At 66.7% G+C, this 24,198-nt stretch carries 22 protein-coding genes and 2 tRNA genes; 12 read left to right on the top strand and 12 right to left on the bottom strand.

Features of this window, described 5'->3' with window-relative positions:
- The first annotated feature begins 115 nt into the window (after nucleotides 1-115).
- From trxB to ABZV44_RS40545, 3 genes are all read left to right on the top strand, one after another.
- Nucleotides 116-1,099, top strand: coding sequence for a thioredoxin-disulfide reductase (gene trxB / locus ABZV44_RS40555; protein WP_354849031.1), 984 nt, complete (start codon nucleotides 116-118; stop codon nucleotides 1,097-1,099).
- A gap of 12 nt (nucleotides 1,100-1,111) precedes the next feature.
- Nucleotides 1,112-1,450 (top strand): thioredoxin, encoded by a 339-nt coding sequence (gene trxA / locus ABZV44_RS40550; RefSeq protein WP_354849029.1) that lies wholly within the window; start codon nucleotides 1,112-1,114, stop codon nucleotides 1,448-1,450.
- Nucleotides 1,451-1,594: 144 nt separating this feature from the next.
- Nucleotides 1,595-2,791, top strand: a complete 1,197-nt coding sequence (locus tag ABZV44_RS40545) for an N-acetylmuramoyl-L-alanine amidase (protein ID WP_354849026.1) — start codon at nucleotides 1,595-1,597, stop codon at nucleotides 2,789-2,791.
- 118 nt (nucleotides 2,792-2,909) lie between these two features.
- Here ABZV44_RS40545 and ABZV44_RS40540 read toward each other — a convergent pair whose 3' ends face one another.
- From ABZV44_RS40540 to rpmH, 9 genes are all read right to left on the bottom strand, one after another.
- Nucleotides 2,910-3,629 (bottom strand): GNAT family N-acetyltransferase, encoded by a 720-nt coding sequence (locus tag ABZV44_RS40540; protein WP_354849023.1) that lies wholly within the window; start codon nucleotides 3,627-3,629, stop codon nucleotides 2,910-2,912.
- A 160-nt stretch (nucleotides 3,630-3,789) separates the two neighbouring features.
- Nucleotides 3,790-4,806, bottom strand: coding sequence for a ParB/RepB/Spo0J family partition protein (locus ABZV44_RS40535; protein WP_354849021.1), 1,017 nt, complete (start codon nucleotides 4,804-4,806; stop codon nucleotides 3,790-3,792).
- A 51-nt stretch (nucleotides 4,807-4,857) separates the two neighbouring features.
- A complete protein-coding gene (locus ABZV44_RS40530) occupies nucleotides 4,858-5,880 on the bottom strand; it encodes a ParA family protein (protein ID WP_354849018.1) in 1,023 nt (340 codons plus the stop codon).
- A gap of 296 nt (nucleotides 5,881-6,176) precedes the next feature.
- Nucleotides 6,177-6,914 (bottom strand): 16S rRNA (guanine(527)-N(7))-methyltransferase RsmG, encoded by a 738-nt coding sequence (gene rsmG, locus ABZV44_RS40525; RefSeq protein ID WP_354849015.1) that lies wholly within the window; start codon nucleotides 6,912-6,914, stop codon nucleotides 6,177-6,179.
- 157 nt (nucleotides 6,915-7,071) lie between these two features.
- Nucleotides 7,072-7,608: a protein jag gene (locus tag ABZV44_RS40520; RefSeq protein ID WP_354849012.1), complete on the bottom strand. Its 537-nt coding sequence runs from the start codon at nucleotides 7,606-7,608 to the stop codon at nucleotides 7,072-7,074.
- Nucleotides 7,609-7,638: 30 nt separating this feature from the next.
- The gene (yidC, locus tag ABZV44_RS40515; protein ID WP_354849009.1) at nucleotides 7,639-8,727 is read right to left on the bottom strand and encodes a membrane protein insertase YidC; all 1,089 of its coding nucleotides are present in this window, start codon (nucleotides 8,725-8,727) and stop codon (nucleotides 7,639-7,641) included.
- A gap of 4 nt (nucleotides 8,728-8,731) precedes the next feature.
- Nucleotides 8,732-9,052, bottom strand: coding sequence for a membrane protein insertion efficiency factor YidD (yidD, locus tag ABZV44_RS40510; protein ID WP_354849007.1), 321 nt, complete (start codon nucleotides 9,050-9,052; stop codon nucleotides 8,732-8,734).
- Nucleotides 9,049-9,420 carry a ribonuclease P protein component gene (gene rnpA, locus ABZV44_RS40505; protein WP_354849003.1) on the bottom strand — a complete coding sequence of 124 codons (372 nt, stop codon included), beginning with the start codon at nucleotides 9,418-9,420 and terminating at the stop codon, nucleotides 9,049-9,051. The genes yidD and rnpA overlap by 4 nt, the downstream gene beginning before the upstream one ends.
- 88 nt (nucleotides 9,421-9,508) lie before the next feature.
- Nucleotides 9,509-9,652 carry a 50S ribosomal protein L34 gene (gene rpmH / locus ABZV44_RS40500; protein WP_033085250.1) on the bottom strand — a complete coding sequence of 48 codons (144 nt, stop codon included), beginning with the start codon at nucleotides 9,650-9,652 and terminating at the stop codon, nucleotides 9,509-9,511.
- 535 nt (nucleotides 9,653-10,187) lie between these two features.
- Here rpmH and dnaA point away from each other — a divergent pair.
- The 8 genes from dnaA (at nucleotide 10,188) to ABZV44_RS40460 (ending at nucleotide 22,462) form a co-directional block, all read left to right on the top strand.
- Nucleotides 10,188-12,152 carry a chromosomal replication initiator protein DnaA gene (gene dnaA, locus ABZV44_RS40495; RefSeq protein WP_354848999.1) on the top strand — a complete coding sequence of 655 codons (1,965 nt, stop codon included), beginning with the start codon at nucleotides 10,188-10,190 and terminating at the stop codon, nucleotides 12,150-12,152.
- Nucleotides 12,153-12,953: 801 nt separating this feature from the next.
- Entirely contained in the window at nucleotides 12,954-14,123 is a 1,170-nt protein-coding gene (dnaN, locus tag ABZV44_RS40490; protein ID WP_354848996.1) for a DNA polymerase III subunit beta, read from the top strand.
- Nucleotides 14,124-14,285: 162 nt separating this feature from the next.
- The gene (recF, locus tag ABZV44_RS40485; RefSeq protein WP_354848993.1) at nucleotides 14,286-15,470 is read left to right on the top strand and encodes a DNA replication/repair protein RecF; all 1,185 of its coding nucleotides are present in this window, start codon (nucleotides 14,286-14,288) and stop codon (nucleotides 15,468-15,470) included.
- Between the two features lie 112 nt (nucleotides 15,471-15,582).
- Nucleotides 15,583-16,191 carry a DUF721 family protein gene (locus ABZV44_RS40480; RefSeq protein WP_354848989.1) on the top strand — a complete coding sequence of 203 codons (609 nt, stop codon included), beginning with the start codon at nucleotides 15,583-15,585 and terminating at the stop codon, nucleotides 16,189-16,191.
- A gap of 423 nt (nucleotides 16,192-16,614) precedes the next feature.
- Nucleotides 16,615-18,648: a DNA topoisomerase (ATP-hydrolyzing) subunit B gene (gyrB, locus tag ABZV44_RS40475; RefSeq protein ID WP_354848986.1), complete on the top strand. Its 2,034-nt coding sequence runs from the start codon at nucleotides 16,615-16,617 to the stop codon at nucleotides 18,646-18,648.
- A gap of 78 nt (nucleotides 18,649-18,726) precedes the next feature.
- Nucleotides 18,727-21,240: a DNA gyrase subunit A gene (gyrA, locus tag ABZV44_RS40470; RefSeq protein WP_354848984.1), complete on the top strand. Its 2,514-nt coding sequence runs from the start codon at nucleotides 18,727-18,729 to the stop codon at nucleotides 21,238-21,240.
- Between the two features lie 45 nt (nucleotides 21,241-21,285).
- Nucleotides 21,286-22,251: a DUF3566 domain-containing protein gene (locus ABZV44_RS40465; protein WP_354848981.1), complete on the top strand. Its 966-nt coding sequence runs from the start codon at nucleotides 21,286-21,288 to the stop codon at nucleotides 22,249-22,251.
- Between the two features lie 137 nt (nucleotides 22,252-22,388).
- Nucleotides 22,389-22,462, top strand: a tRNA-Ile gene (locus tag ABZV44_RS40460).
- Nucleotides 22,463-22,599: 137 nt separating this feature from the next.
- Here ABZV44_RS40460 and ABZV44_RS40455 read toward each other — a convergent pair.
- The 3 genes from ABZV44_RS40455 to ABZV44_RS40445 all read right to left on the bottom strand — a co-directional run bounded on the left by ABZV44_RS40455 (nucleotide 22,600) and on the right by ABZV44_RS40445 (nucleotide 23,903).
- A tRNA-Ala gene (locus tag ABZV44_RS40455) sits at nucleotides 22,600-22,672 on the bottom strand.
- Between the two features lie 50 nt (nucleotides 22,673-22,722).
- The gene (locus tag ABZV44_RS40450) at nucleotides 22,723-23,319 is read right to left on the bottom strand and encodes a MarR family winged helix-turn-helix transcriptional regulator (RefSeq protein WP_354848978.1); all 597 of its coding nucleotides are present in this window, start codon (nucleotides 23,317-23,319) and stop codon (nucleotides 22,723-22,725) included.
- A complete protein-coding gene (locus ABZV44_RS40445) occupies nucleotides 23,313-23,903 on the bottom strand; it encodes a protoglobin domain-containing protein (RefSeq protein ID WP_354848975.1) in 591 nt (196 codons plus the stop codon). The genes ABZV44_RS40450 and ABZV44_RS40445 overlap by 7 nt, the downstream gene beginning before the upstream one ends.
- 60 nt (nucleotides 23,904-23,963) lie before the next feature.
- Here ABZV44_RS40445 and ABZV44_RS40440 point away from each other — a divergent pair, with 60 nt between their 5' ends.
- A complete protein-coding gene (locus tag ABZV44_RS40440; protein WP_354848972.1) occupies nucleotides 23,964-24,071 on the top strand; it encodes a DLW-39 family protein in 108 nt (35 codons plus the stop codon).
- Nucleotides 24,072-24,198: the final 127 nt, after the last annotated feature.

Below are 24,198 nucleotides of genomic sequence, written 5' to 3'. Positions count from 1 at the left end.
CCGGAGCGAAGCGGAGGGCAAAGAGGCACGGGAACAACAGCGTTTAGGCTGTTGTTGACCGACACGCTCACGCTCGAGCGATCGAGATTCTGCACAACAGCTTCGGAGGGCCACCTTGAGCACGCCTGTTCGCGACCTGATCATCGTCGGTTCCGGTCCGGCCGGCTACACCGCCGCGGTGTACGCCGCCCGGGCGGAACTGGAACCGCTGCTCTTCGAGGGCACCCAGTTCGGCGGCGCGCTCATGACCACCACCGAGGTCGAGAACTTCCCCGGCTTCCGCGAGGGCATCATGGGCCCCGACCTCATGGAGGAGATGCGGGAGCAGGCCAAGCGCTTCGGCACCGACATCCGCACCGAGGACGTCGACGCCCTCGACCTGACCGGTCCCATCAAGAAGGTGACCGTCGGCGGCGAGGTCCACGAGTCCTACGCTGTGATTCTCGCCATGGGCTCCGCGGCCCGCTACCTGAACGTCCCGGGCGAGCAGGAGCTGCTCGGCCGCGGCGTCAGCGCCTGCGCCACCTGTGACGGCTTCTTCTTCAAGGGCCAGGACATCGTGGTGGTCGGCGGCGGCGACTCGGCCATGGAGGAGGCGACCTTCCTCACCAAGTTCGCCAGCTCGGTGACCATCATCCACCGCCGCGAGGAGTTCCGCGCCTCCCGCATCATGCTGGAGCGGGCCAAGAACAACGACAAGATCCGCTTCGTCCTGAACTCGGAAGTCATTGCGGTGCACGGGGATACCGCGGTCACCAGCCTGACCCTGCGCGACACCCGCACCGGCGAGACCTCCGAGCTGGCCGCCACCGGCCTGTTCGTCGCCATCGGCCACGACCCGCGCAGCGAACTGGTGCGCGGCCAGGTCGATCTGGACGACGAGGGCTACGTGCTGGTCCAGGGCCAGAGCACCCACACCTCGCTGCCGGGCGTCTTCGCCGCCGGCGACCTGGTCGACCACACCTACCGGCAGGCCATCACCGCCGCCGGTACCGGCTGCCGCGCGGCCATCGACGCCGAGCGCTGGCTCGCCGAGCAGGGTGACATCACCACCAACACCCTCGATCACGCCGGCCAGCCGGTGGAAGTGAACAACTAAAAGGAGCTAGGCATGTCCGACGCCAAGACCGGTGCCACCAAGACGGTGACCGACGCCACGTTCGCCGACGAGGTATTGCTCAGCGAGAAGCCCGTTCTCGTCGACTTCTGGGCCGCCTGGTGCGGCCCGTGCAAGATGGTCGCACCGGTGCTGGATGAGATCGCCGCCGCCAACACGGACAAGATCACCATCGCCAAGGTGGACGCCGACAACAACCCTGAGACCGCGGCCCACTACGGCATCATGTCGTTGCCTACTATGGTCCTGTTCCAAGGGGGCAAGGAAACCAAGCGGATCGTCGGTGCGAAGGGCAAAGCCGCCCTCTTGCGCGAACTGGAAGAAGTTCTTTAACGACTCGCCGTAGGATGCCTGCACTCGACAGTTGCCGAAATTCGGTCCGGGTCTGAAACAATCGTTCGACGCTCCGGTCGTGCGTAGGTGTGAACCGCCGCATGAATGGGTACCCGGGTTGGCGGAAGGAAAGGGCTCTCACGCATGCACCGACTTCGTCACGGCGATACAGGACCAGCCGTAGCAGAGGTTCGGAGCACCCTGGCAAGCCTCGGGTTCCTGCATTCCCGCCCCAACAGCGACCCCTCGGGTCCGATCGGGGAGTACTGGAAGGACGCCGACGCGACCTTCGACCATGATCTGGACTCCGCGGTGCGTGCCTTCCAGCAGCACCGCGGACTCCTGGTCGACGGCGTGGTCGGTCCGGCGACCTACCGCGCGCTGAAAGAGGCGTCCTACCGCCTCGGCGCGCGGACCCTCATCTACCAGCTGTCCGCACCGCTGTACGGCGACGATGTCGCCACCCTGCAGCGGCGACTGCAGGATCTGGGCTTCTACGTGCACCGGGTGGACGGCTACTTCGGCCCGCACACCCACGACGCGCTCACCTCGTTCCAGCGCGAGATCGGGCTGTCCTCGGACGGCATCTGCGGTCCCGACACTCTGCGCTCGCTGGATCTGCTGGGCGCCCGCGTCACCGGCGGCAACCCGCACCGCATCGCCGAGGAAGAGGTGGTGCACCGGGCCGGGCCGCAGCTCACCGGTAAGCGCATCGTCATCGATCCGGGTCTGGGCGGACCCGACAAGGGCTGCCCGGTGCCGACCGAATTCGGTGACGTCTACGAATCGGAGATCCTCTGGGATCTGGCCAGCCGGCTCGAAGGACGCATGGCCGCAACCGGTATGGAGACCTTCCTGTCCCGGCCGTGGGGTGCCAACCCCTCCGACGCCGAGCGGGCCGAGACCTCCAATACCTTCGACGCCGACCTGATGATCTCGCTGCGCTGCGCCAGTAATGACAGCGGTGCCGCCAGCGGCGTAGCCAGCTTCCACTTCGGCAACTCGCACGGTTCCACGTCCATGATCGGACAGGTGCTGGCCGGGTTCATCCAGCGCGAGATCGTGGCACGAACCTCATTGCAGGACTGCCGGACCCACGCCCGCACCTGGGATCTGCTGCGGCTCACCAAGATGCCGACCGTCCAGGTCGACATCGGCTACCTGACCAGTGATTACGACTCCGCGGTGCTGACCAACCCGCGCATGCGCGATGTGATCGCCGAGGCCATCCTGATCTCCGTGAAGCGGCTGTACCTGCTGGGCCAGGACGACCAGCCCACGGGGACATACACATTCGCCGAACTGCTCGCCGAGGAACTGGCGGCCGCAGACCGGCCCTGATGTTTCACATGAAACAAACCCCTCCAACCCATTCGGGCTGGAGGGGTTTTGCTTTGAATCGACTCGGTGTTGGAGGAGTGGGAACCCCGGCTGTCTACCGCGTCGCGATGCGGGTGGGCTACCGCGTGGCGATGCGGGTGGGCATGGTCAGCGCGGCCGCTGCGAGGAGCTGATCGAGCGCCCGCTCGACGTCTTCCTTCCACAGGTGCTCGTGATCCAATTCCAGACGCAGGCGCGGGAATCGATGATGCGAGGCGACCACCTTGAAACCGACGTCCTCCAGGAAGTCGGCCTCGATCATGCATTGCTCCGGCGAACACCCGGACGGAGCCGGCGCGGGGGAGCGGCGCGGCGTGCCGATCCGCTCGCGCAGGGTCATGGAACCGATGGCCGGCATCGCGGTCGTCGGCGGATCCTTGCGAATACCGAACGCCTCGATGGCCCGCACGCCGCGGCGCACCAGATCGCTCACCACGGCCTGAATCAGCTGCAGGGCTATGTCGGTGTCGCGGTAGGGCATTTCGGCGCTCAGCGTGGTCAGCAGCACCGCATCCGGGCTCACCGGGGAGGTGGGGAAGAGGCCGGCACGCGGCACCGCGCTGGGCGGCGCATAGAGCGCGCAGCCCGCCGACCGGTCATCCACCACGGCGACCTGCCCGCACGACCCCCACTGCAACATGACAGTGGAGAGCCAGGCCTCCTTCTCGAAGGTCGGGTCGCTGAAGCTATGGGAATCCGCCGCCACCGCCGGATCGATCTCCCAGAACACGCACCGCCGCGCATGTACCGGAAGTTTGTCGAGTCCGCCGAGGGTAAGTGCGGTCACGCTGGTCGACACCGCTCTGCTCAGCCTCCAGCTGTCTGATTCATCCACACTCACGCCGCATCACACAGTGCTCGCCAAAAAGAATAAGCGATCAACGCTCTACGCCTCTCCAGGGCCATGAACCCGAACGTCACAGTGACGTTTCCACTGTGACCCTCGGGGTGGACCCACTCTAGGGCTTCGACTGCTCCATGAGACTCACAATTCGCTCGAGATCATCGATGGATCCGAACTCGACCGTGATCTTGCCCTTGCGCTTGCCCAGACTGACCGTCACGCGGGTGTCGAAGGATTCCGACAACCGCTCCGCCACGTCCTGCAGACCCGGCATCTGAATCGGCTTGCGCTTGGGCGCCGGGGGAGCGACCGCATCCGGATTCCGGTTCGCCAGGGTGACGGCTTCCTCGGTCGCCCGGACCGACATGCCCTCCGCCACGATTCGCGCGGCCAGGGCCTCCTGCGCGTCGGCCCCCGCCTCCAGGGCCAGGACGGCACGGGCATGCCCGGCCGACAGCACGCCGGCCGCCACCCGGCGCTGCACCGGAATCGGAAGCTTCAGCAGGCGAATCATATTGGTGACGACCGGACGCGAACGGCCGATGCGCGAGGCCAGTTCCTCGTGGGTGACGCCGAACTCCTCCAGCAGCTGCTGATAGGCGGCCGCCTCTTCGAGCGGGTTCAGCTGCACCCGATGGATGTTCTCCAGCAACGCGTCTCGCAGCATGGAGTCGTCCGCGGTCTCACGCACGATGGCCGGGATGGCGGGCAGGCCCGCCTCCTGGCTGGCCCGCCATCGCCGCTCGCCCATGATGAGCTGATAGCGGGGGACCGGTGCGGACTCGACCTGACGCACCACAATGGGCTGCATCAGACCGAATTCCTTGATGGAGTGCACCAGTTCGGCGAGCGCCTCTTCTTCGAAGACGGTGCGCGGCTGCTTGGGGTTCGGCTCGATCTGCTCCGGCGGGATCTCCCGGTAGACCGCACCCGCGTCCGTGCCGTCGACGACCGACTCGACCGGATCGGGAACCCGATGCAGGTACGCCGACGCCGGCTGCGGACCAACCGGATCCAGGCCGATGACAACATTGGCGGCGGCACTGCCGAGCCCGCCGGGCGTGGTCGCCGGGCCGGTCGGGATCAGTGCCGCGAGGCCGCGCCCCAGTCCACCCTTCTTCGCCTGACTCATCGGCCTACCGACCCCTTCCGTTGTTCACCGTTCACCGCCACCGAGATTCACCTACACACCGGATTGTGCGTCCGAAACGGACGCCGGCGCAGTCTGGCGCGCCGAGTTACGCGACGCGATCTCACGTCCGGCATCGAGGTAGCTCATCGCACCCCGCGAGCCCGGATCGTAATCGAGGACGGTCATGCCGTAGCCGGGAGCCTCCGACACCTTCACGCTGCGCGGGATGACCGCGCGCAGCACCGCATCGCCGAAGTGCGAGCGCACCTCCTCGGCCACCTGATCGGCGAGCTTGGTGCGGCCGTCGTACATGGTGAGAACGACGGTGGAGACGTGCAATCCGGGATTCAGATGTGCCTGCACCAGACCGATATTGCGGAGCAACTGACCCACGCCCTCGAGTGCGTAGTACTCGCACTGGATGGGGATCAGCACCTCCTTGGCGGCGACCATCGCATTGACGGTGAGCAGACCCAGCGACGGCGGGCAGTCGATCATGACGTAGTCGATGTCGTACCCCGCGAGGTTGGCCTCCTGGATGGCGGCCTTGAGCCGGCCCTCACGGGCGACCATGGAGACGAGTTCGATCTCCGCGCCGGCCAGGTCGATGGTGGCCGGAATGCACAGCAGCCGTTCATTGTGCGGGCTCTGCTGGATGGCGTCGCTGACCGAGCACTCGCCGATGAGAAGTTCGTAGCTGGAGGGGATGCCCGAGTGGTGCTCGATGCCGAGGGCGGTGCTGGCATTGCCCTGCGGGTCGAGGTCGATGACGAGCACTCGCATGCCCTGAATGGCGAGCGCGGCAGCCAGATTCACGGCCGTCGTGGTCTTGCCCACGCCGCCCTTCTGATTGGCGATGGTGATGATGCGCTGTTCCCGAGGACGCGGTATCTGGGCATTGGTCCCCGACAGCACCTGACTCGCGCGCTGCGCCTCGGCGGCAATCGGGGTGTCAGCGGAGATGTTCCCGAACGGGGTACGGCTGAACTCGTCGGTATCGAAGGGACCGCTATCGAGCATGCCGGGAACCCGGGACGTTGTTTCCCGTGAAACATTCGCCGGACCGTTGGACATACAGGCTCCTAACCCGAAGAACTCAAAGACACATGGCCGAGCAGAATTTCGCGCACCCGGCAGCAACGGCCGCGACGCTGCGTTGTCACCGAGGGCTGGCTCGAATCGGCTGGAAGTCGTTCACGCTCGACGTTCATTAGCTTGCCAGTAGAGGACACAATACGGAAGTTGAACGGACAGCTTCGCACCGCGACACGCCTCGAGTCGGGGAAACTCACCCGCGAAACCACTCAAAGATCGCAACCGGCTTCATGTTTCACATGAAACATCGCGACCCGGGAATCGCCCGAGCTTCGTCAGTGACGCTTCGGGCGACCGGTCCCACGGCCCCCGCCCTTGCGCTCCGCGCGGCGCTCGGCGCGCGCCAACCGTTCAGCGCTGATGACATAGGTCGGTGTCTCGAGCACTCCCACACCGCATTCCAGAACCTCGGCGTGCCCCGCACCCGCCTTGGTCAGGTCGTCGCGATCGCGCTCGAGTTCCTCGGCGGCGCTGATTCCCTTGAGCGCCAGCATCCGTCCGTGTTCGTGGACCAGCGGCATGGACCACCCCGCCAGCTTCGCCAGGGGAGCGACCGCACGGGAGGTGACAATGTCCGCGCCGCCCGCCTCCTTCTTCACACCGGCCTGCTCGGCCCGGCCGCGCACAATGAGGACATTGTCGAGTCCGGCCTCGGCCACGAACTCGGCCAGGAAGACGGTCCGGCGAAGCAGCGGCTCCACCAAGGTGATTCGGAGATCGGGGCGGGCAATGGCGAGCGGGATGCCGGGCAGGCCCGCCCCGCTGCCGATGTCGACCACGCGCACGCCGTGGGGGATCAGGTCACCGATGACCGCACAGTTGAGAATGTGGCGATCCCACAGCCGGGGAACCTCACGCGGGCCGATCAGTCCGCGCTCCACGCCCGCGGTGGCGAGGGCGGTGTAGTAGAGCCGGGCCTTGTCGAGCCGATCGCCGAAAACGACCGCGGCCGCGGCCGGGGGATCGACCGGACCCGGAGCGGTCATCTCGGTGTCAGGTTCCACGTGAAACATCCTTCCGAACGAACTTGCCCAACCCATGGGGGACTGTCGGGGATCGCGCCCCCGAACCCCCTCGCACGGTGGCGAATTGCGACGGGGGACGACTTCAGATAAGCGTAGGGCCCCCGGGTCTCTGCAACCCGGGGGCCCTGCCGTACGTGTCCGCGTGTCAGGCGGGGAGTACCACCACGCGACGGTTCGGCTCCACGCCTTCGCTCTCGCTCACCACACCGTCGAGGGCGGCCACGGCGTCGTGGACGATCTTGCGCTCGAACGGGGTCATGGGAGCGAGGGCTTCACGCTCACCGGTTTCCAGCACGCGCTTGGCCGCCTCGGTGCCGAGCGCGCTCAGCTCCGAACGACGATTGGCGCGCCAGCCCGCGACATCCAGCATGAGCCGGCTGCGCACGCCGGTCGCCTGCTGCACGGCCAGCCGGGTCAGCTCCTGGAGCGCGTCCAGCACCTCACCCCGGCGACCGACCAGCTTCGCCAGATCCTTGCCGCCGTCGATACTCACGACAGCGCGGTCCCCCTCGACATCGAGGTCGATATCGCCGTCGAAGTCGAGCACATCCAGCAGCTGCTCGAGGTAATCGCCGGCGATCTCACCCTCTTCGATGAGCGCTTCCTCGGCGTCGGTCGCGGCGTCCGGTGCCGCAGTCGCTGCCGTCACAGTGGGTTCCCCTCCGTCGGTTTCAACAGTCATGGTTGTTTCCTTCATCTGGAGTTGTAAGTCTCAGCGACGCCGCTTCTGGTTGGCGCGGCCACGATTACCGGAGCGCTTCTTGCCGGTGCTCGGCCGGGCGCCGGGCGCGGGCTTGGCACCATTCTGCGACGCCTGCGGCGCATCGGAGACGCCACCCTCGACGGCATCGGCGGGGGCGTCCTCGACCTTGGCGGCCGCCTGCTTCTTGCGGACGTCGACCGGCTTGGCGCCCGGCTTCGGGGCGTTCTGCGCGCGACGCTCCAGGGCCGCCTGCTTCTTCTCTTCTTCTTCCTTCTCGATGCGGCCGAAGACGAGGTGCTGCTGCCCGTAGGTCCAGATGTTGTTGGAGACCCAGTAGATCAGGATGGCGACGGGGAGGAACGGACCACCCACGAGCACACCGAGCGGGAAGACGTACAGCGCCATCTTGTTCATCATGGCGGCCTGCGGGTTGGCAGCGGCCTCCGCGGACTGCCGGGCCACCGAGGCGCGGGCGTTCATGTGGGTCGCGACACCGGCGATCACCATGAGCGGAATCGAGACCAGCGCGATGGACAGCTTGGTCGGCACGCCGCCGTAGTCGGCGAAGGACTGCAGCACGGTGGCGGGCTCGGTGATGTAGGCCGAGAGGGGAGCGCCGAAGAGCCGGGCGGACAGGAAGGACTGAACGTCGGCCGCGGAGAAGATGTAGTTCGGGGTGTGGGCATTGTCGTAGGGCGTCATGCCCAGCTGCCCGATCCCGTGGCCGGTGCGGTTGAACGACCGCAGCACGTGGAACAGACCCAGGAACACCGGAACCTGCAGCAGCACCGGCAGACAGCCCATGAGCGGGTTGAAGCCGTGCTCCTTCTGCAGCTTCTGCATCTGGACCGTCATTTCCTGACGGTCGTTCTTGTACTTCTTCTGCAGCTCCTTGATCTGGGGCTGCAACTCCTGCATCTGCCGGGTGGTGCGCACCTGCTTCACGAACGGCTTGTAGAGCACCAGCCGCAACGTGAACACCAGGAACACCACGGCCAGTGCCCAGGCGAATCCGCTGTTCTTGCCCAGCACATACCCGAATGCTTGGTGCCAGAACCACAGAATGGCCGACACCGGGTAATAAATGAAGTCGAGCACGGCGCTATGCACTCCCGTCGTTCGTATCGCCGGTCACCGCGGGCGATGATCCTTCGTAAGCTGATGCCGCGTGCCGGTGCTTGCGCTCCGGTACGGGGTCCCACCCACCAGGGTGCCAGGGCGCACATTTCGCCAATCGGACGGCCGTCAGTCCGAGCCCGACGAACAGTCCTCGGGTGCGCAGCGCCGTCACCGCGTACTCACTGCACGAGGGAGTGAATCGGCACACCGGCATGCGGGTGGGGGAGATATAGGTCCGATACAGCTCGATGAGGAATATCAGAGCTTTGGCCGGTATCCGGGCAGCGGCGCGCAGGGCGTTCATGACAGAGCGCCGAGCTTGCGCAAACCGCTGTGCAATTGACGCAGCAGTTCGTCGGAGGGCGCGCCGGCTGCACCCGGCAGGGCGCGAATGACGATGTCTGCGCCGCCGGGCAATTCGGCCGTCAAGCTTGCGCAGATATGACGCAGGCGGCGGGCCACCCGGTGGCGTACCACCGCCGGACCCACCGCCTTGCTGACGATCAAGCCGAAACGCGGACCGCCCACCCGGATGGCCGGGGTCGATCCGCTCGACTGATCATCGTGTAGCAGTACGTGCACAACGAGGTCCCGTCTCCCGATCCGCCGGCCCTGGCGCACCGTCCGGGAAAAGTCGATGCGCCGGTGCAGCCGGTAGGGCTCAGGCAGCACCTGAGCATCCAGCGGAGTGCGGGCGGATGGGGGACCGGAGACCGGACGGCGAGTCGTACATACGACGCCGCATCCGGGGGTTACCGAATCAGGCCGTGAGCTTGGCGCGGCCTTTGCCACGGCGCGCCGAGACGATGGCACGACCCGCACGGGTCCGCATCCGAAGACGGAAGCCGTGGACGCGCGCCCGACGACGGTTGTTCGGCTGGAACGTCCGCTTGCCCTTGGCCACGGTCAACACTCCTCTAGGTGGTGGGCATCCGGTGACGCCCGAAGCTTGTCGGTGAAACAGTGCTCTCGAGGGACCTGGGTCTCTCGGCGCAATACCCTTGTCGGCACGGGCAGCAGACAGCCGCCACCGCACCACAGGGTGACTGTAGAAGGGTACTTACCCCCTGGACGAGGGTCAAACTCGGGGGTAGAGGCCCGATTTCCGCACTGGATCGATCGTTCCGCGTGGCGTTTGCTGCGGGTTCGTGTCGCGGCGCGGGCATCGTGTACGGTCCTTTCCAGTCCTTCGCTGCGACTGCGGTTGACTTTGCCAGCTGATTGCTGTGAACCCGCAGGTACGCGCCGGATTCGAGGAATCAGACACGCGGTTGCGTGTATCCCCAGGTTGTCCACATCTGTGGATAATTGTGTGGAAAGACCCCTGGAGTGGCATATTCGTAGGGCCGACGGTGACTCGCCGACGCCCGGTGACTGGGGGAGCCGAGCAGCGCAGACCGTCTGCTCCTATCGACCTACATCCGGGGAGGACTACGTTCGTGGACGACGAGCAGAATGTGCTGACGGCTGTCTGGCCCGAGGTGATCGCCGAGTTGGCGAGTGGTTCCGCGGACGGGGAGATCCAGCCGGTCAGCAAGGCCCACAAGGCGTGGCTCAACACTATCGAACCGATCACCTTCGCGCAGGGCTTCGCCCTGCTCTCGGTGCCGGGCACGATGGCGCAGGTGACGGTCGAGCGGGACCTGCGGGAGCTCATTCTGCGATCCCTGGCCCGCCGTGGTCTCCAGGTCGAGGGCCTGGGCGTGCGTATTCGCGCGCAACAGCATCCGCCCGCCGGTCGCTCGGGGAATGCCCCGCGGCACGCGCGCATGACCTCCCGGCCCGAGCGCCCGCGCGAACCGGAACCCGCGCCGCCCGCGTATCCGGCCGAGCCGCCACTGGGCGAGCGGCCACAGCCCATGTACCCGAGTCCGCAGGAGTACGCGGCGCCGCGCTACCTCCCTCCCCAGGACTACCCGGCCGAGTATGACGAGCGCGATGCTTATCCACCTGTGGAATTCGGGCAGCCGCCGATGGCCGAAGAGTTGCCGATGCCGGCGCCGGACCGTCCGATGCCGGTCGGGGAGCCGCCCGCGCCGCCCCGGCGCCGCGACAGCCATCGCAGCGCGCCGATGCCGCCCGGGCAGGAGTCGCTGTTCTCGCCGGATCCCGAGGACGAACCCGTCCGTACCGCCACGCAGCGGTATTCCGACGAACCGCAGCGCTATGCCGATGAACCCGCCCCGCAGCGGTACTCGGACGAGCCCGCGCCCCAGCGTTATTCGGACGAACCCGCGCCGCGCTATTCGGAGGAACCGGCCGCGCGCCGGCCGGTGGACGAGGCGCACGACGACGAGCCGGTGGTCAATGTCCGCAATTCGTGGCCGACCTATTTCAACCGGACGCCCGAACGCGAGCCCGCGCCCGCGCCATCCTCGGCCAGCCTGAACGCGAAGTACACCTTCGACACCTTCGTCATCGGCGCCTCGAACCGCTTCGCGCATGCCGCGGCGGTGGCCATCGCGGAGGCGCCGGCGCGCGCCTACAATCCGCTGTTCGTCTGGGGCGCTTCGGGTTTGGGCAAGACGCACCTGTTGCACGCGGCCGGCCACTACGCCCAGCGGCTGTTCCCGGGCATGCGGGTGAAGTACGTGTCCACCGAGGAATTCACCAACGACTTCATCAACTCGCTGCGTGACGACCGGAAGGTGGCGTTCAAGCGCCGCTACCGGGAGACCGACATCCTGCTGGTCGACGACATCCAGTTCATCGAGGGCAAGGAAGGTATCCAGGAGGAGTTCTTCCACACCTTCAACACGCTGCACAACGCCAACAAGCAGATCGTGGTGTCCTCCGACCGGCCGCCCAAGCAGCTGGCGACGCTGGAGGAGCGGCTGCGCACCCGGTTCGAGTGGGGGCTCATCACCGATGTGCAGCCGCCGGAGCTCGAGACCCGGATCGCGATCCTGCGCAAGAAGGCCCGCATGGACCGCCTGGACGTGCCGCACGATGTGCTCGAACTGATCGCCAGCCGGGTGGAGCGCAATATTCGCGAGCTGGAGGGCGCGCTGATCCGCGTCACCGCGTTCGCGTCGCTGAACGGGCAGCCGCTGGATCTGTCGCTGGCCGAGGTGGTGCTGCGGGATCTGATGCCCGACACCGCGACGCTGGAGATCACGGCGGCCACGATCATGGCCGTGACCGCGGAGTACTTCAACACCACGCTGGAGGAGCTGACCGGTCCCGGCAAGGCGCGGCCGCTGGCGCAGGCCCGGCAGATCGCCATGTATCTGTGCCGTGAGCTCACCGATCTGTCCCTGCCCAAGATCGGCCAGGCCTTCGGCCGCGACCACACCACGGTCATGTACGCGGAGAAGAAGGTACGCAAGGAGATGACCGAGCGGCGGCGCGTGTACGACCAGGTTCAAGAACTCACAGCCCGAATCAAACAGCGTTCGCGCTGATCCACAGTCCACAGGACCCCACGTCGTCTGACGTGGGGTTCTTTGTTTTCCGGGGTTGTGGATTCCTCGAGGAGTCCTCGAGGAAAGTGTGTGGACTCCTCGAGGAATCCCACTGTTGTCCACCGGGTTGCCCCCAAGGCGTCATGCACAGGGGTGCACAACTTTTCGTGCACAGTTCCCACAGGCGGATTCATCCTCGAGGGCTGACCTGCCCGGATACGCTCAGCGGCTTGTGGATTCCTCGAGGAGTCCATGTCAGGTCCTCGAGGAATCCTCGAGTTGTCCCCGGTTTCGCTCAGATGTGCGCAGCATGGCCCGAAACGTGGGACCAACTCGAGGATGGCTCGAGGAGAGATGTGGAGTAGCAGGTCAACTCCACAGCCACGCGTTGTTCATCCTCGAGCCACCCCGACGACATCCACACGCCGCCGGACGCTCCGACCTGGGTGAATGGCCGAAGTCCACAGAACTAACAGGACCTACTACTACTTCAGTTCTTCTTCTAGAAAAGGTTCTTCTAAAACAGGGTGTGTGGAATCTCGGGTTGGGAGGACACGGTTCGGTGGGCAGCCCCTCCCCACCCGATCGGGCAGCAAGGAGAAGGACGGGCAAGGGATCGGTGCCGGAGCGGTTCGGGGCAACGCCCGTGAGAGCCCACCAGAGTTCCGGTGGTGAGCCGGAGGGTCGGCGTAGGCACGTCGGTCTGGCGCAGGTACGGTTTGGTGTCGGCCCCGTGTGCGAGACTGCCGATTACTGATCCGAAGATCCGAACGACCGACAGTGGAGAGGACAGACCGGGCGATGGAGCTTGCAAGCATGAAGTTTCGGGTCGCCCGCGAGGACTTCGCCGAATCCGTAGCCTGGGTGGCCCGCAGCCTGCCGTCGCGGCCTCCGGTGCCTGTGCTCGGTGGCGTGCTCCTCGTGGCTGACGAGGACGGCCTGACGGTCTCCGGTTTCGATTACGAGGTCTCCGCGCAGATGCGGGTGGCCGCCGAGGTCGCCGGTCCGGGTCAGGTGCTGGTGTCGGGCCGCCTGCTGGCCGATATCACCAAGGCACTCTCCAACAAGCCGGTGGACGTGTCGGTGGACGGCACCCGCGTGCTGATCGCCTGTGGCAGCGCCAAGTTCTCCCTGCCGACCATGCCGGTCGAGGACTATCCCCAGCTTCCCGAGCTGCCGCCGCAGACCGGTGAGCTCGCCGTGGACCTGTTCTCCGAGGCGGTCTCCCAGGTGGCCGTGGCCGCCGGCCGTGACGACACCCTCCCCATGCTCACCGGTATCCGCGTCGAGATCGAGGGCCCCAAGGTGGTCCTGGCCGCGACCGACCGCTTCCGTCTCGCCGTCCGCGAGCTGGAATGGCAGCCGGGCCGAGCCGATGTGGAGACCGCGGTGCTGGTCCCGGCCCGCACCCTGTCCGAGTCCGCGAAGACCCTCGGCGCGTCCGATCAGCCGGTGCAGCTGGCGTTCGGTACCGGCACCGACGGCCTGCTGGGCATCGTGAACGGCGGCCGCCGCACCACCACGCGTCTGCTCGACGCGGAATTCCCCAAGTTCCGCCAGTTGCTCCCCAAGGAACACACCTCCATCGCCACTCTCGCGGTGAACGCGCTGACCGAGGCCATCAAGCGTGTGGCCCTGGTGGCCGAGCGCGGCGCCCAGGTGCGGCTGGAGTTCTCCGAGGAGGGCCTGCTGCTCTCCGCCGGTGGCGACGACGCCGGCCGCGCCGAGGAGTGGCTGGAGGCCGAGTTCCGCGGTGAGCCGCTGACCATCGCCTTCAACCCCGGCTACCTGCTCGACGGCCTCTCCGCCGCGCATTCGGACCGGGTGACCTTCGGTTTCACCACTCCCAGCCGCCCGGCCGTGTTCCTGCCGGCGCCGGAGGAGGAGCCCGCCCAGCTGGAGTCGGGCGCGTTCTCGGCCCTCAGCGGCAACTACATCTACCTGCTGATGCCGGTGCGGTTGCCGGGCTGAGCCGTTCGGCAACCCATCGACCCGGCGCGGACGACGTACCTGTGCACAGTGTTGACAAACCTGTGAAAAACTCGGCGCGCGTGGCGGATTCGCCGCGCGCGTTCGAGTATCCCCAGCCGGGGCCGATACCCAACCCGATCGCGGGCATGGTGGACTAGCCGGATGCACGTGCGTGCGCTGTCACTGCGCGATTTCCGGTCCTGGGAGGCCGCCGAACTCGAACTTTCGCCCGGTGGAACGGTTTTCCTGGGCGCCAATGGGAACGGCAAGACCAACCTGATCGAGGCCATCGGCTATCTGTCCACACTCGGCTCACACCGGGTGGCGGCCGACGCTCCGCTCATCCGGATCGGCGCGCAGAAGGCCCGGATCGGTGCGACGGTGGTCAATACCGGCCGCGAGCTGCGGGTGGATATCGAGCTGAATCAGGGCACGGCCAATCGCGCCCAGATCAATCGCTCACCGGTACGGCGGCCGCGGGAGATCCTGGGGATTCTGCAGACCGTGCTGTTCGCGCCGGAGGATCTGTCGCTGGTGCGCGGTGATCCGGGGGAGCGGCGGCGCTTCCTGGACGAACTGGCCACCGCGCGACTGCCGCGGCTGGCCGGGGTGCGCGCGGATTACGACAAGGTGCTGCGGCAGCGGTCGGCGCTGTTGAAAACGGCTGGGCGCAATGCCCGTTCGGGTGCGCGTGGCGCGGAGATGAGCACCCTCGATGTGTGGGACGGCCATCTGGCGGCGCACGGGGCGGTGCTGCTGGCGCAGCGGCTGCGCCTGGTACACGACCTTTATCCACATCTTGCACAGGCTTATTCAGATATCGCGCCCGAATCCCGGCCCGCCGCAATCGGTTACCGCAGCGCGAGCCTGCCGCCGGAATTCCTGGATCCCGCGCGTGCGCCACAGGCCGAGGACGAGGAGACGCTGGAGGCGATCCTGCTGCGGGAGCTGGCCGCGGCACGTCCCAAGGAGCTGGAGCGCGGGGTGTGCCTGGTCGGCCCGCACCGTGACGATCTGGATCTGATGCTGGGTTCCGCGCCCGCGAAGGGCTTCGCGAGTCACGGTGAGTCCTGGTCCTTCGCCCTGGCATTGCGGCTCGGGGCCTTCCAGCTGCTGCGTTCCGCCGGAACCGATCCGGTGCTGATCCTCGACGACGTGTTCGCCGAACTGGATCGCCGGCGCCGCACCGCCCTGGCCGCGGTCGCCGCCGGCGCCGAGCAGGTGCTGATCACCGCCGCGGTGCCCGAGGACGTGCCGCCGGAGCTGGATGCCGCGCCGGTGCGGGTGGAGACCACGGGCGAGGCCGATCACCGGGCGTCCCGGATAGCCGAGTCGGCGTCCATGTGACCTCGTGGCGGAATCGTGCGTCGTGCCGGTGAGTCCGTCGGTGCGATACGGCAGAATCACGTGACGAACCGCCGATGATCATCGGGATTCCCAGGTGTGGAAGGAGTTGTGGATGGCCGAGCCGACCGAAGGCAACGACCACACCCCGCCCGACGCGAATCCCGTTGCCCCGCGTCAATCCAGCGACGGGACCGGCCCGGAACCGGAGTTGCGCGGCGTCGACCTGGCTCGGCGCGCCCTCGAAGAAGCACGTGCGGCGGCGCGCGCGGCCGGTAAGTCGGTGGGTCAGGGCCGCGCCTCGCCGCGCAAGGGTGGCGTCCGTGCCCTGCGGCGACGCAGCGGCTGGTCGGGTGCGCATCCGGACGAGCGCGATCCGCAGACCCTCTCCGCGCTGGCCATGCAGCTGGCCAAGGGCCGCGGCTGGTCGGCCAAGGTCGCCGAGGGCACGGTTTTCGGCCGCTGGGCCAGCGTGGTGGGTGAGGACATCGCGTCCCACGCCCAGCCCATCTCGCTGGAGAACGGCGTGCTGAGCATTCAGGCCGAGTCCACGGCCTGGGCGACCCAGTTGCGCATGTTCCAATCCCAGATCCTCGCCAAGATCGCGGCCGCGGTCGGCAACGGCGTCGTCAAACAGCTCCGGATCAACGGCCCGACCGCACCGAGTTGGCGCAAGGGCGAGCGGCACATCAAGGGCCGGGGCCCGCGCGACACCTACGGGTAGGCCGCGAATTCCCGCTCCGCGGCGTTTGTTTCACGTGGAACGAGAAGAGATCGTCACGCGCGGCGTCCGGAGATCACGGAGAACCCTCGCGCAAACCGCTCCGGGCCCGCGCTCACATCGCCCGCTGAGGCTTCTGGAACCCCCCGCACCCATAACGGGTCATGTCGCTGGTCGATTTCATGACCCTACGGCCCACTCAGGGGTGTCATAGGTGGGTTCTCTGTCGGTCGTACCAGTAGGATGGGGGAGTAACTAGCGGCGATACCTCCCGGCGCGTTCCGCAGCGCCCGCGCGTGAGCCCCCGTAATTCTCGAGCAGACAGCGTCTGGGTACTCGAGCAGACAGCGTCTGAGGGCTCCACGCGTGCCATGCACTGTGCCGGGAGGATCAGCAAGTAAGGAGAGCTACCCACCAGTGGCTGCCATGGACTCCAACGCAGAAGGCTCGACCAAGCAGGGCAATCAGTCGTACAGCGCGACGTCGATCACGGTGCTCGAGGGGCTGGAGGCGGTTCGCAAGCGCCCCGGCATGTACATCGGCTCCACCGGTGAGCGCGGCCTGCACCATCTGATCTGGGAGGTCGTCGACAACTCGGTCGATGAGGCGATGGCCGGGTATGCCACGCGTGTCGACGTCACCCTGCTGGCCGACGGCGGTGTCGAGGTCGTCGACGACGGTCGTGGTATCCCCACCGATATGCATGCGCAGGGTGTGCCGACCATCGAGGTGGTCATGACCCAGCTGCACGCCGGCGGCAAGTTCGACGGCGAGTCCTATGCGGTGTCGGGTGGTCTGCACGGTGTCGGCATCTCCGTGGTGAACGCGCTGTCCACCCGCCTCGAGGCCGAGGTGAACTACGGCGGGTACCACTGGACCCAGGAGTACAAGGACGCCAAGCCCGGCAAGCTGATCCAGGGCGAGTCGACCAAGAAGACCGGCACCACCATCCGGTTCTTCCCGGACCCGGACATCTTCGAGACCACCACCTTCAGCTTCGAGACGGTCGCCCGCCGCCTGCAGGAGATGGCGTTCCTGAACAAGGGCCTCACCATCACGCTGACCGATCAGCGGATCCACGAGGGCGACATCACCGACGAGGTGGTGAGCGAAACCGCCGAGGCGCCCAAGCATCTCGACGAGAACGCGCCCGCCGCCGAGCCGAAGACGAAGACCCGCACCTATCACTACCCGGGCGGTCTCGAGGACTACGTCCGCCACATCAACCGGACCAAGACGCCGATCCACAATTCGATCGTCGGCTTCACCGGCAAGGGCACCGGCCACGAGGTCGAGGTGGCGATGCAGTGGAACTCGGGCTACTCCGAGTCCGTCCACACCTTCGCCAACACCATCAACACCCACGAGGGCGGCACCCACGAGGAGGGCTTCCGCGCGGCGCTCACCACGGTGGTGAACAAGTACGCGAAGGACAAGAAGCTCCTCAAGGAGAAGGAAGGCAATCTCACCGGTGACGACATCCGTGAGGGTCTCGCCGCCATCGTGAGCGTGAAGATCGCCGACCCGCAGTTCGAGGGCCAGACCAAGACCAAGCTCGGCAATACCGAGGTGAAGTCCTTCGTCCAGCGCACCTGCAACGAGCACATCTCGCACTGGTTCGAGGCGAACCCGGCCGATGCGAAGACGATTGTGCAGAAGGCGGTTTCGTCGGCGCAGGCGCGGGTCGCGGCCCGTAAGGCGCGTGAGCTGGTGCGCCGCAAGTCGGCCACCGATATCGGCGGTCTGCCGGGCAAGCTGGCCGACTGCCGCTCGAAGGATCCGAGCAAGTCCGAGATCTACATCGTGGAGGGTGACTCGGCCGGTGGTTCGGCCAAGTCCGGCCGCGATTCGATGTACCAGGCGATCCTGCCGCTGCGCGGCAAGATCATCAATGTGGAGAAGGCGCGCATCGACCGCGTGCTGAAGAACACCGAGGTGCAGTCGATCATCACGGCGTTCGGCACCGGCATCCACGACGAGTTCGACATCGCCAAGCTGCGCTATCACAAGATCGTGCTGATGGCCGACGCCGACGTCGACGGCCAGCACATCTCGACGCTGCTGCTGACCCTGCTGTTCCGCTTCATGCGCCCGCTGGTCGAGCACGGTCACGTGTATCTGGCGATGCCGCCGCTGTACAAACTGAAGTGGCAGCGGTCCGAGCCGGAGTTCGCGTACTCGGACAAGGAGCGCGACGGTCTGCTGGAGCGCGGGCTGGCGGCCGGTAAGAAGATCAACAAGGACGACGGTATCCAGCGCTACAAGGGTCTCGGTGAGATGAACCCGAAGGAGCTGTGGGAGACCACCATGGATCCGACCGTGCGCGTTCTGCGTCTGGTCACGCTCGATGACGCGGCCGCGGCCGATGAGCTGTTCTCGATCCTCATGGGTGAGGACGTGGAGGCTCGCCGCAGCTTCATCACTCGGAACGCCAAGGACGTCCGGTTCCTCGACGTGTAATTCGCGACAGCGGAGGCCTTTTCGGCCTCCGCGTGCGCGCCGCGAGGACCACCCCTACTTCTGACGGAGACCTGATTCATGACTGAGACTTCGCTTCCGCCCTCGGGTGGCGACCGCATCGAGCCGGTCGACATCCAGCAGGAGATGCAGAACTCCTACATCGACTACGCCATGAGCGTGATCGTGGGCCGCGCGCTGCCGGAGGTGCGCGACGGCCTGAAGCCGGTGCACCGCCGGATCCTGTACGCGATGTACGACAACGGGTATCGGCCCGACCGCGGCTACGTGAAGTCCGCGCGCCCGGTCGCCGACACCATGGGTAACTACCACCCGCACGGTGACACCGCGATCTACGACACTCTGGTGCGCATGGCGCAGCCGTGGGCGCTGCGCTACCCGCTGGTCGACGGCCAGGGCAACTTCGGTTCCCGCGGCAACGACGGCGCGGCCGCCATGCGTTACACGGAGTGCCGCCTGACGCCGCTGGCCATGGAGATGCTGCGCGAGATCGACCACGAGACGGTCGATTTCATCCCCAACTACGACGGTAAGACGCAGGAGCCGACCGTTCTGCCGAGCCGGGTGCCCGCCCTGCTCATGAACGGCTCCAACGGCATCGCCGTCGGCATGGCGACGAACATCCCGCCGCACAACCTGAACGAGCTGGCCGAGGCCATCTACTGGGCGCTGGACAACCACGACGCCGACGAGGAGGCCACCCTCGCGGCGTGCATCGAGCGCGTGAAGGGCCCCGACTTCCCGACCGCCGGCCTGATCGTGGGCACCCAGGGCATCATCGACGCCTACACCACCGGGCGCGGTTCGGTCCGCATGCGCGGTGTGGTGGAGATCGAGGAGGACAACCGGGGCCGCACCACGATCGTCATCACCGAGCTGCCGTACCAGGTCAATACCGACAACTTCATCAACGCCATCGCCGAGCAGGTGAAGGACGGCAAGATCGCGGGTGTCTCCGACATCCACGACGAGTCGTCCGACCGTGTCGGTCTGCGCATCGTCATCACGGTGAAGCGTGACGCCATCGCCAAGGTGGTGCTGAACAACCTCTACAAGCACACCCAGCTGCAGACCTCCTTCGGCTGCAACATGCTCTCGATCGTCGACAAGGTGCCGCGCACGCTGCGCCTGGATCAGATGATCCGGCTGTATGTGAATCACCAGTTGGAAGTCATCATCCGGCGCACCCGCTACCTGCTGCGCAAGGCGGAGGAGCGGGCTCACATCCTGCGCGGTCTGGTGAAGGCGCTCGACCAGCTGGACGCCGTGATCGCGTTGATCCGCCGCTCGGCCGACACCGAGACCGCGCGCACCGGCCTGATGCAGTTGCTGGAGATCGACGAGATCCAGGCGACGGCCATCCTCGACATGCAGCTGCGCCGCCTGTCGGCCCTGGAGCGTCAGAAGATCCTCGACGAGTTGGCCAAGATCGAGGCCGAGATCGCGGACCTCAACGACATCCTGGCCAAGCCGGAGCGCCAGCGCGCCATCGTCCGTGACGAATTGGCCGAGATCGTCGACAAGTACGGCGACGACCGCCGCACCAAGATCATCGCGGCCGACGGCGATGTGCAGGACGAGGATCTGATCGCCCGCGAGGACGTGGTCGTGACGATCACCGAGACCGGCTACGCCAAGCGCACCAAGACCGACCTCTACCGTTCGCAGAAGCGCGGCGGCAAGGGCGTGCAGGGCGCGGGTCTCAAGCAGGACGACATCGTCAAGCACTTCTTCGTCACCTCCACCCACGACTGGCTGCTGTTCTTCACCAACAAGGGCCGGGTGTACCGGGCCAAGGCGTACGAGCTGCCCGAGGCCAACCGCACCGCGCGCGGCCAGCACGTGGCGAACCTGCTCGCCTTCCAGCCGGACGAGAAGATCGCCCAGGTCATTCAGCTCAAGTCCTACGAGGACGCGCCCTATCTGGTGCTGGCCACCCGCAAGGGTCTGGTCAAGAAGTCCAAGCTGACCGACTTCGATTCCAACCGGACCGGCGGCATCGTGGCGGTGAATCTGCGCGATGAGGACGAATTGGTCGGTGCGGCACTGTGTTCGGCGGACGACGATCTGCTGCTGGTGTCGGCGCACGGCCAGTCCATCCGCTTCAATGCCAATGACGAGGTGCTGCGCCCGATGGGCCGGGCCACCTCCGGCGTGCAGGGCATGCGCTTCAATGCCGACGATGAACTGTTGTCGCTCAACGTCGTTCGCGACGCGGAGGGCATCTATCTGCTGGTCGCGACGGCGGGTGGGTACTCCAAGCGCACGGCCATCGACGAGTACACGGCGCAGGGTCGCGGCGGCAAGGGTGTGCTGACGATCCAGTACGACGCGAAGCGTGGCAATCTGGTCGGTGCACTCATCGTCAATGATGACGATGAGTTGTATGCGATCACCTCCGGTGGCGGTGTCATTCGCACCGCGGCGAACCAGGTTCGCAAGGCCGGTCGCCAAACCAAGGGCGTGCGGTTGATGAACCTGGGCGAGGGCGATATTTTGCTCGCGATCGCCCGGAACGCGGATGAGCCCGACCAGGTTGCCGAAGATGACACCAGCGGTTCGGCGAAGCAGTAGTTTCACCACAGCAGCGGCGGCACAAACGGATCGAAGGATTCACCATTGACCACGAATCAGCCGAATGACCAGCGCGGTCATGCCAATGGCGTGACCGAGAGAATCGCCCCGTCCCCGATTCCGCCGCGGCCTATTCCGCGGACCGGCGGGAACGACGGCGGTGCGCCGCAATCACCCGAATTGTCGGACCAGTCCGGCGATTTCGGGCCGGAAGGTAACAATTCGGCAGAGGCTGCGGCACCGGAGGCCGCGGACACCCAGGGCGGTTCGCCCTTCCAGGAAGGCTGGTCGCAGCTGCCGCAGCGGGAGCCGCAGTCCAACCTGTACCGCCCGGGCCAGGCCCCGACACCGGGCAGCACCGCCAGCCTCAAGGGCGGCGGTCTGCAGGGCGGCGGCCTCAATGCCGGCGTCTCCAATGCCCGCACCACCGCCGACCTGGCGGCCAAGGCGGCGCGCAAGGAGGCGGCCATGGTGAAGTCCGTCGGCATCGACGGACCGACCCGCAGCATCGCCCGCCCGGAACTGGTCAAGGATCTGCCGGATCTGTCCGAGCTGCGGCACCCGCTGCCGCCGCCGGAGCCGATCGCGCCGGCCGGTCCGGTCTCGCCGTCCGCCCCCGCGGCGGTGGCGCAGGCCGCGGCCACCGGTGAGCCGCTGCGCGCCACCGTGCAGCTGCGCCACATCGACCCGTGGTCCACGCTGAAGGTCTCGCTGGTGATCAGCGTGGCCATGTTCTTCGTGTGGATGCTGGCCGTCGGCCTGCTGTACCTGGTGCTCGAGGGCATGGGCGTCTGGGAGCGCCTGAACTCCACCGTCTCCACTTTCACCGACTCCAGTTCGGACAGCTCCTCGGCGCTCATCGACGCGGGCACGGTCTTCGGCTACGCCGGTGTGATCGGTCTCATCAATGTGGTGCTGCTGACGGCGCTGTCCACGGTCGGCGTCTTCGTCTACAACCAGTGCACCGATCTGGTCGGCGGCATCCAGGTCACCCTGGCCGATCCCGACTAGAAACCGCTGTTTCGATCCGCCGCTACGGCCGGTCCGTCCTGCCCCGTGCAGGGCGCTGACCGGCCGTTTTGGTTATCGGCGCTCCGGTACGGTAATCTTCTGCCTCGTTCGAGTCACACACTTCGAACACCCATTGAGGGCCTATAGCTCAGGCGGTTAGAGCGCTTCGCTGATAACGAAGAGGTCGGAGGTTCAAGTCCTCCTAGGCCCACTCAAAGATCGAAAACGCCTTCCGGAATACCGGGAGGCTTTTTTCATTTCACGATTCGGCCACTGCGGCATCAAGATACGACGCGCACGGAATACGAAAAAGCCGCAGGTTGCGAGGCAACCTGCGGCTTTCGTTCGTGGAGCCTAGGGGAATCGAACCCCTAACCCCTGCCTTGCAAAGGCAGTGCTCTGCCAATTGAGCTAAGGCCCCAGACCTGCACGAAGGTACATGTCGGGGTTGGCCCAGGTCAAACCCCGTGCTCAGTCGCCTGCCGGTTGGTGCTCGGGGCAGTTGACGCGGAGGTCGCCTGGGGGGAGCGGCTGCTGGAGCAGGTCGCAGCGGGGCGTACCCCCCTCGCCCGGGCGGTAGAAGCGGCAGGTGGTGCAGGTGCGGGCCACCTGCACCACCCCGGCCCGGAGCAGCCCGGCGATCAGGTCGAGCAGGGTGCGCAGGGTCTGATCCTGTTGTGCGCCGGGCAGATCCGCGACGCAGGCGCGCAACACGTCGTCCGCGGCGCGGATCTCGGCGGCCAGTTCGGCGCCGTCGGGAGTGAGGACGATGGCGCTGCGCCGGCGGTCGCCCGGAGCCGGCTGCCGGGCCACGTGACCCTTGCGTTCCAGCGCCAGCAGCGAATCCGACACCGTGGGCTGGCTGACCCCGAGTTCGGCGGCCAGCAGCCCGGTGAGGGGTTCCGGCGGCGGGCCGTCGGCGAGGGTGCGCAGTAGTTCGAGTTGCAGGGGCGTCAGACCGGTGCGGGAGGCGATGGCCTGACGGTGGGTGCGGACGCCGCGGGCGATCCGGTCCAATGCCGCGACCACCTTGTCCGCGACCTCGTTGTCGTCTCCCGCATTCACCACAGGTCAGGACTGTACGGCCTGGCCCATAGCACCGCCGACAGGGTGATCGCCTTGAACCAGGCGTGGTACATGACATCGACCTCGACGGCGGGTGCGCCGGTCGCGCCCAGGAAGTCGCGGACCGTCACGGTGATCGGCACGATGAGCGCGAGCAGATGCCGCAGGGGGATGTGGGTGGCGGGCGAGTCCACCCCATCGGTGCGGTTCTTGCCGGAGGTGTGGTGGCGGCGCGCGATCTCCTCCTGGTAGGCCAGCCAGTTCGCGTCGTACTCGCGGGTGCACACATCGGCGATCCACTGCCCGAACCGGGCCCGCACGGCCGCCAGGTACGCCGGATCGGGCTGCCCGTCGGCGCCGGCGAAGGCGGCGACCAGATGGCTGTTCGCGCCGACGAATCCGTACCAGACGTCGAGGATTCGATCGGTCTGCGGCACCAGGATCTCCCCGGCCCGCCGCAGGGCCGCGGCGTCCTCGCCGCTCCACAGCAGCGACCGCTGGAGTTCGGCGAGCTCGTCCGGCGAGATCGGGGAGGACGTGAGATTCGGGCTGTCGTAGGTGTATCCGGCGGGGGCTGGGATCGTCATGGCGAAACCATAGGAGTCCTATGTTTGTTCGTCAAGACTCCGCCACGTAGGGTGGGAGACATGAAATTCGTCCTCACCCTCGTTGTGATCGCCGCCGTTGTCTTCGGAATCAGCAAGCTGCGTCAGCGCAATGACGCGGACCTCTGGCACGAGGTCACCACCCGCTGAAAACCGCTGACGGTGTGGGGGCGTGGTGATAGGCTAATAATCAAAAATACCAGCCAGGGGGGGGGTGGGCCCTCGCGGCCCCCCCCACCCAACCCCCCCCCCCCCCGGGGCGGGGGGGGGGCCACAG

Origin of the sequence: Nocardia sp. NPDC004860 (assembly GCF_040609015.1) — a bacterium.
In the GTDB taxonomy this organism is placed as follows: domain Bacteria; phylum Actinomycetota; class Actinomycetes; order Mycobacteriales; family Mycobacteriaceae; genus Nocardia.
Note: the sequence above shows the minus strand (reverse complement) of the source record. Positions and strands in the feature narration are given on the sequence as shown.

Coding starts and splice junctions, on each gene's coding strand:
- trxA (WP_354849029.1), top strand. CDS start 1,112: ATGTCCGACGCCAAGACCGGTGCCACCAAGACGGTGACCGACGCCACG.
- ABZV44_RS40545 (WP_354849026.1), top strand. CDS start 1,595: ATGCACCGACTTCGTCACGGCGATACAGGACCAGCCGTAGCAGAGGTT.
- ABZV44_RS40535 (WP_354849021.1), bottom strand. CDS start 4,806: ATGAGTCAGGCGAAGAAGGGTGGACTGGGGCGCGGCCTCGCGGCACTG.
- ABZV44_RS40530 (WP_354849018.1), bottom strand. CDS start 5,880: ATGTCCAACGGTCCGGCGAATGTTTCACGGGAAACAACGTCCCGGGTT.
- rsmG (WP_354849015.1), bottom strand. CDS start 6,914: ATGTTTCACGTGGAACCTGACACCGAGATGACCGCTCCGGGTCCGGTC.
- ABZV44_RS40520 (WP_354849012.1), bottom strand. CDS start 7,608: ATGACTGTTGAAACCGACGGAGGGGAACCCACTGTGACGGCAGCGACT.
- yidD (WP_354849007.1), bottom strand. CDS start 9,052: ATGAACGCCCTGCGCGCCGCTGCCCGGATACCGGCCAAAGCTCTGATA.
- dnaN (WP_354848996.1), top strand. CDS start 12,954: ATGGAGCTTGCAAGCATGAAGTTTCGGGTCGCCCGCGAGGACTTCGCC.
- recF (WP_354848993.1), top strand. CDS start 14,286: ATGCACGTGCGTGCGCTGTCACTGCGCGATTTCCGGTCCTGGGAGGCC.
- ABZV44_RS40480 (WP_354848989.1), top strand. CDS start 15,583: ATGGCCGAGCCGACCGAAGGCAACGACCACACCCCGCCCGACGCGAAT.
- gyrB (WP_354848986.1), top strand. CDS start 16,615: ATGGACTCCAACGCAGAAGGCTCGACCAAGCAGGGCAATCAGTCGTAC.
- gyrA (WP_354848984.1), top strand. CDS start 18,727: ATGACTGAGACTTCGCTTCCGCCCTCGGGTGGCGACCGCATCGAGCCG.
- ABZV44_RS40445 (WP_354848975.1), bottom strand. CDS start 23,903: ATGACGATCCCAGCCCCCGCCGGATACACCTACGACAGCCCGAATCTC.
- ABZV44_RS40440 (WP_354848972.1), top strand. CDS start 23,964: ATGAAATTCGTCCTCACCCTCGTTGTGATCGCCGCCGTTGTCTTCGGA.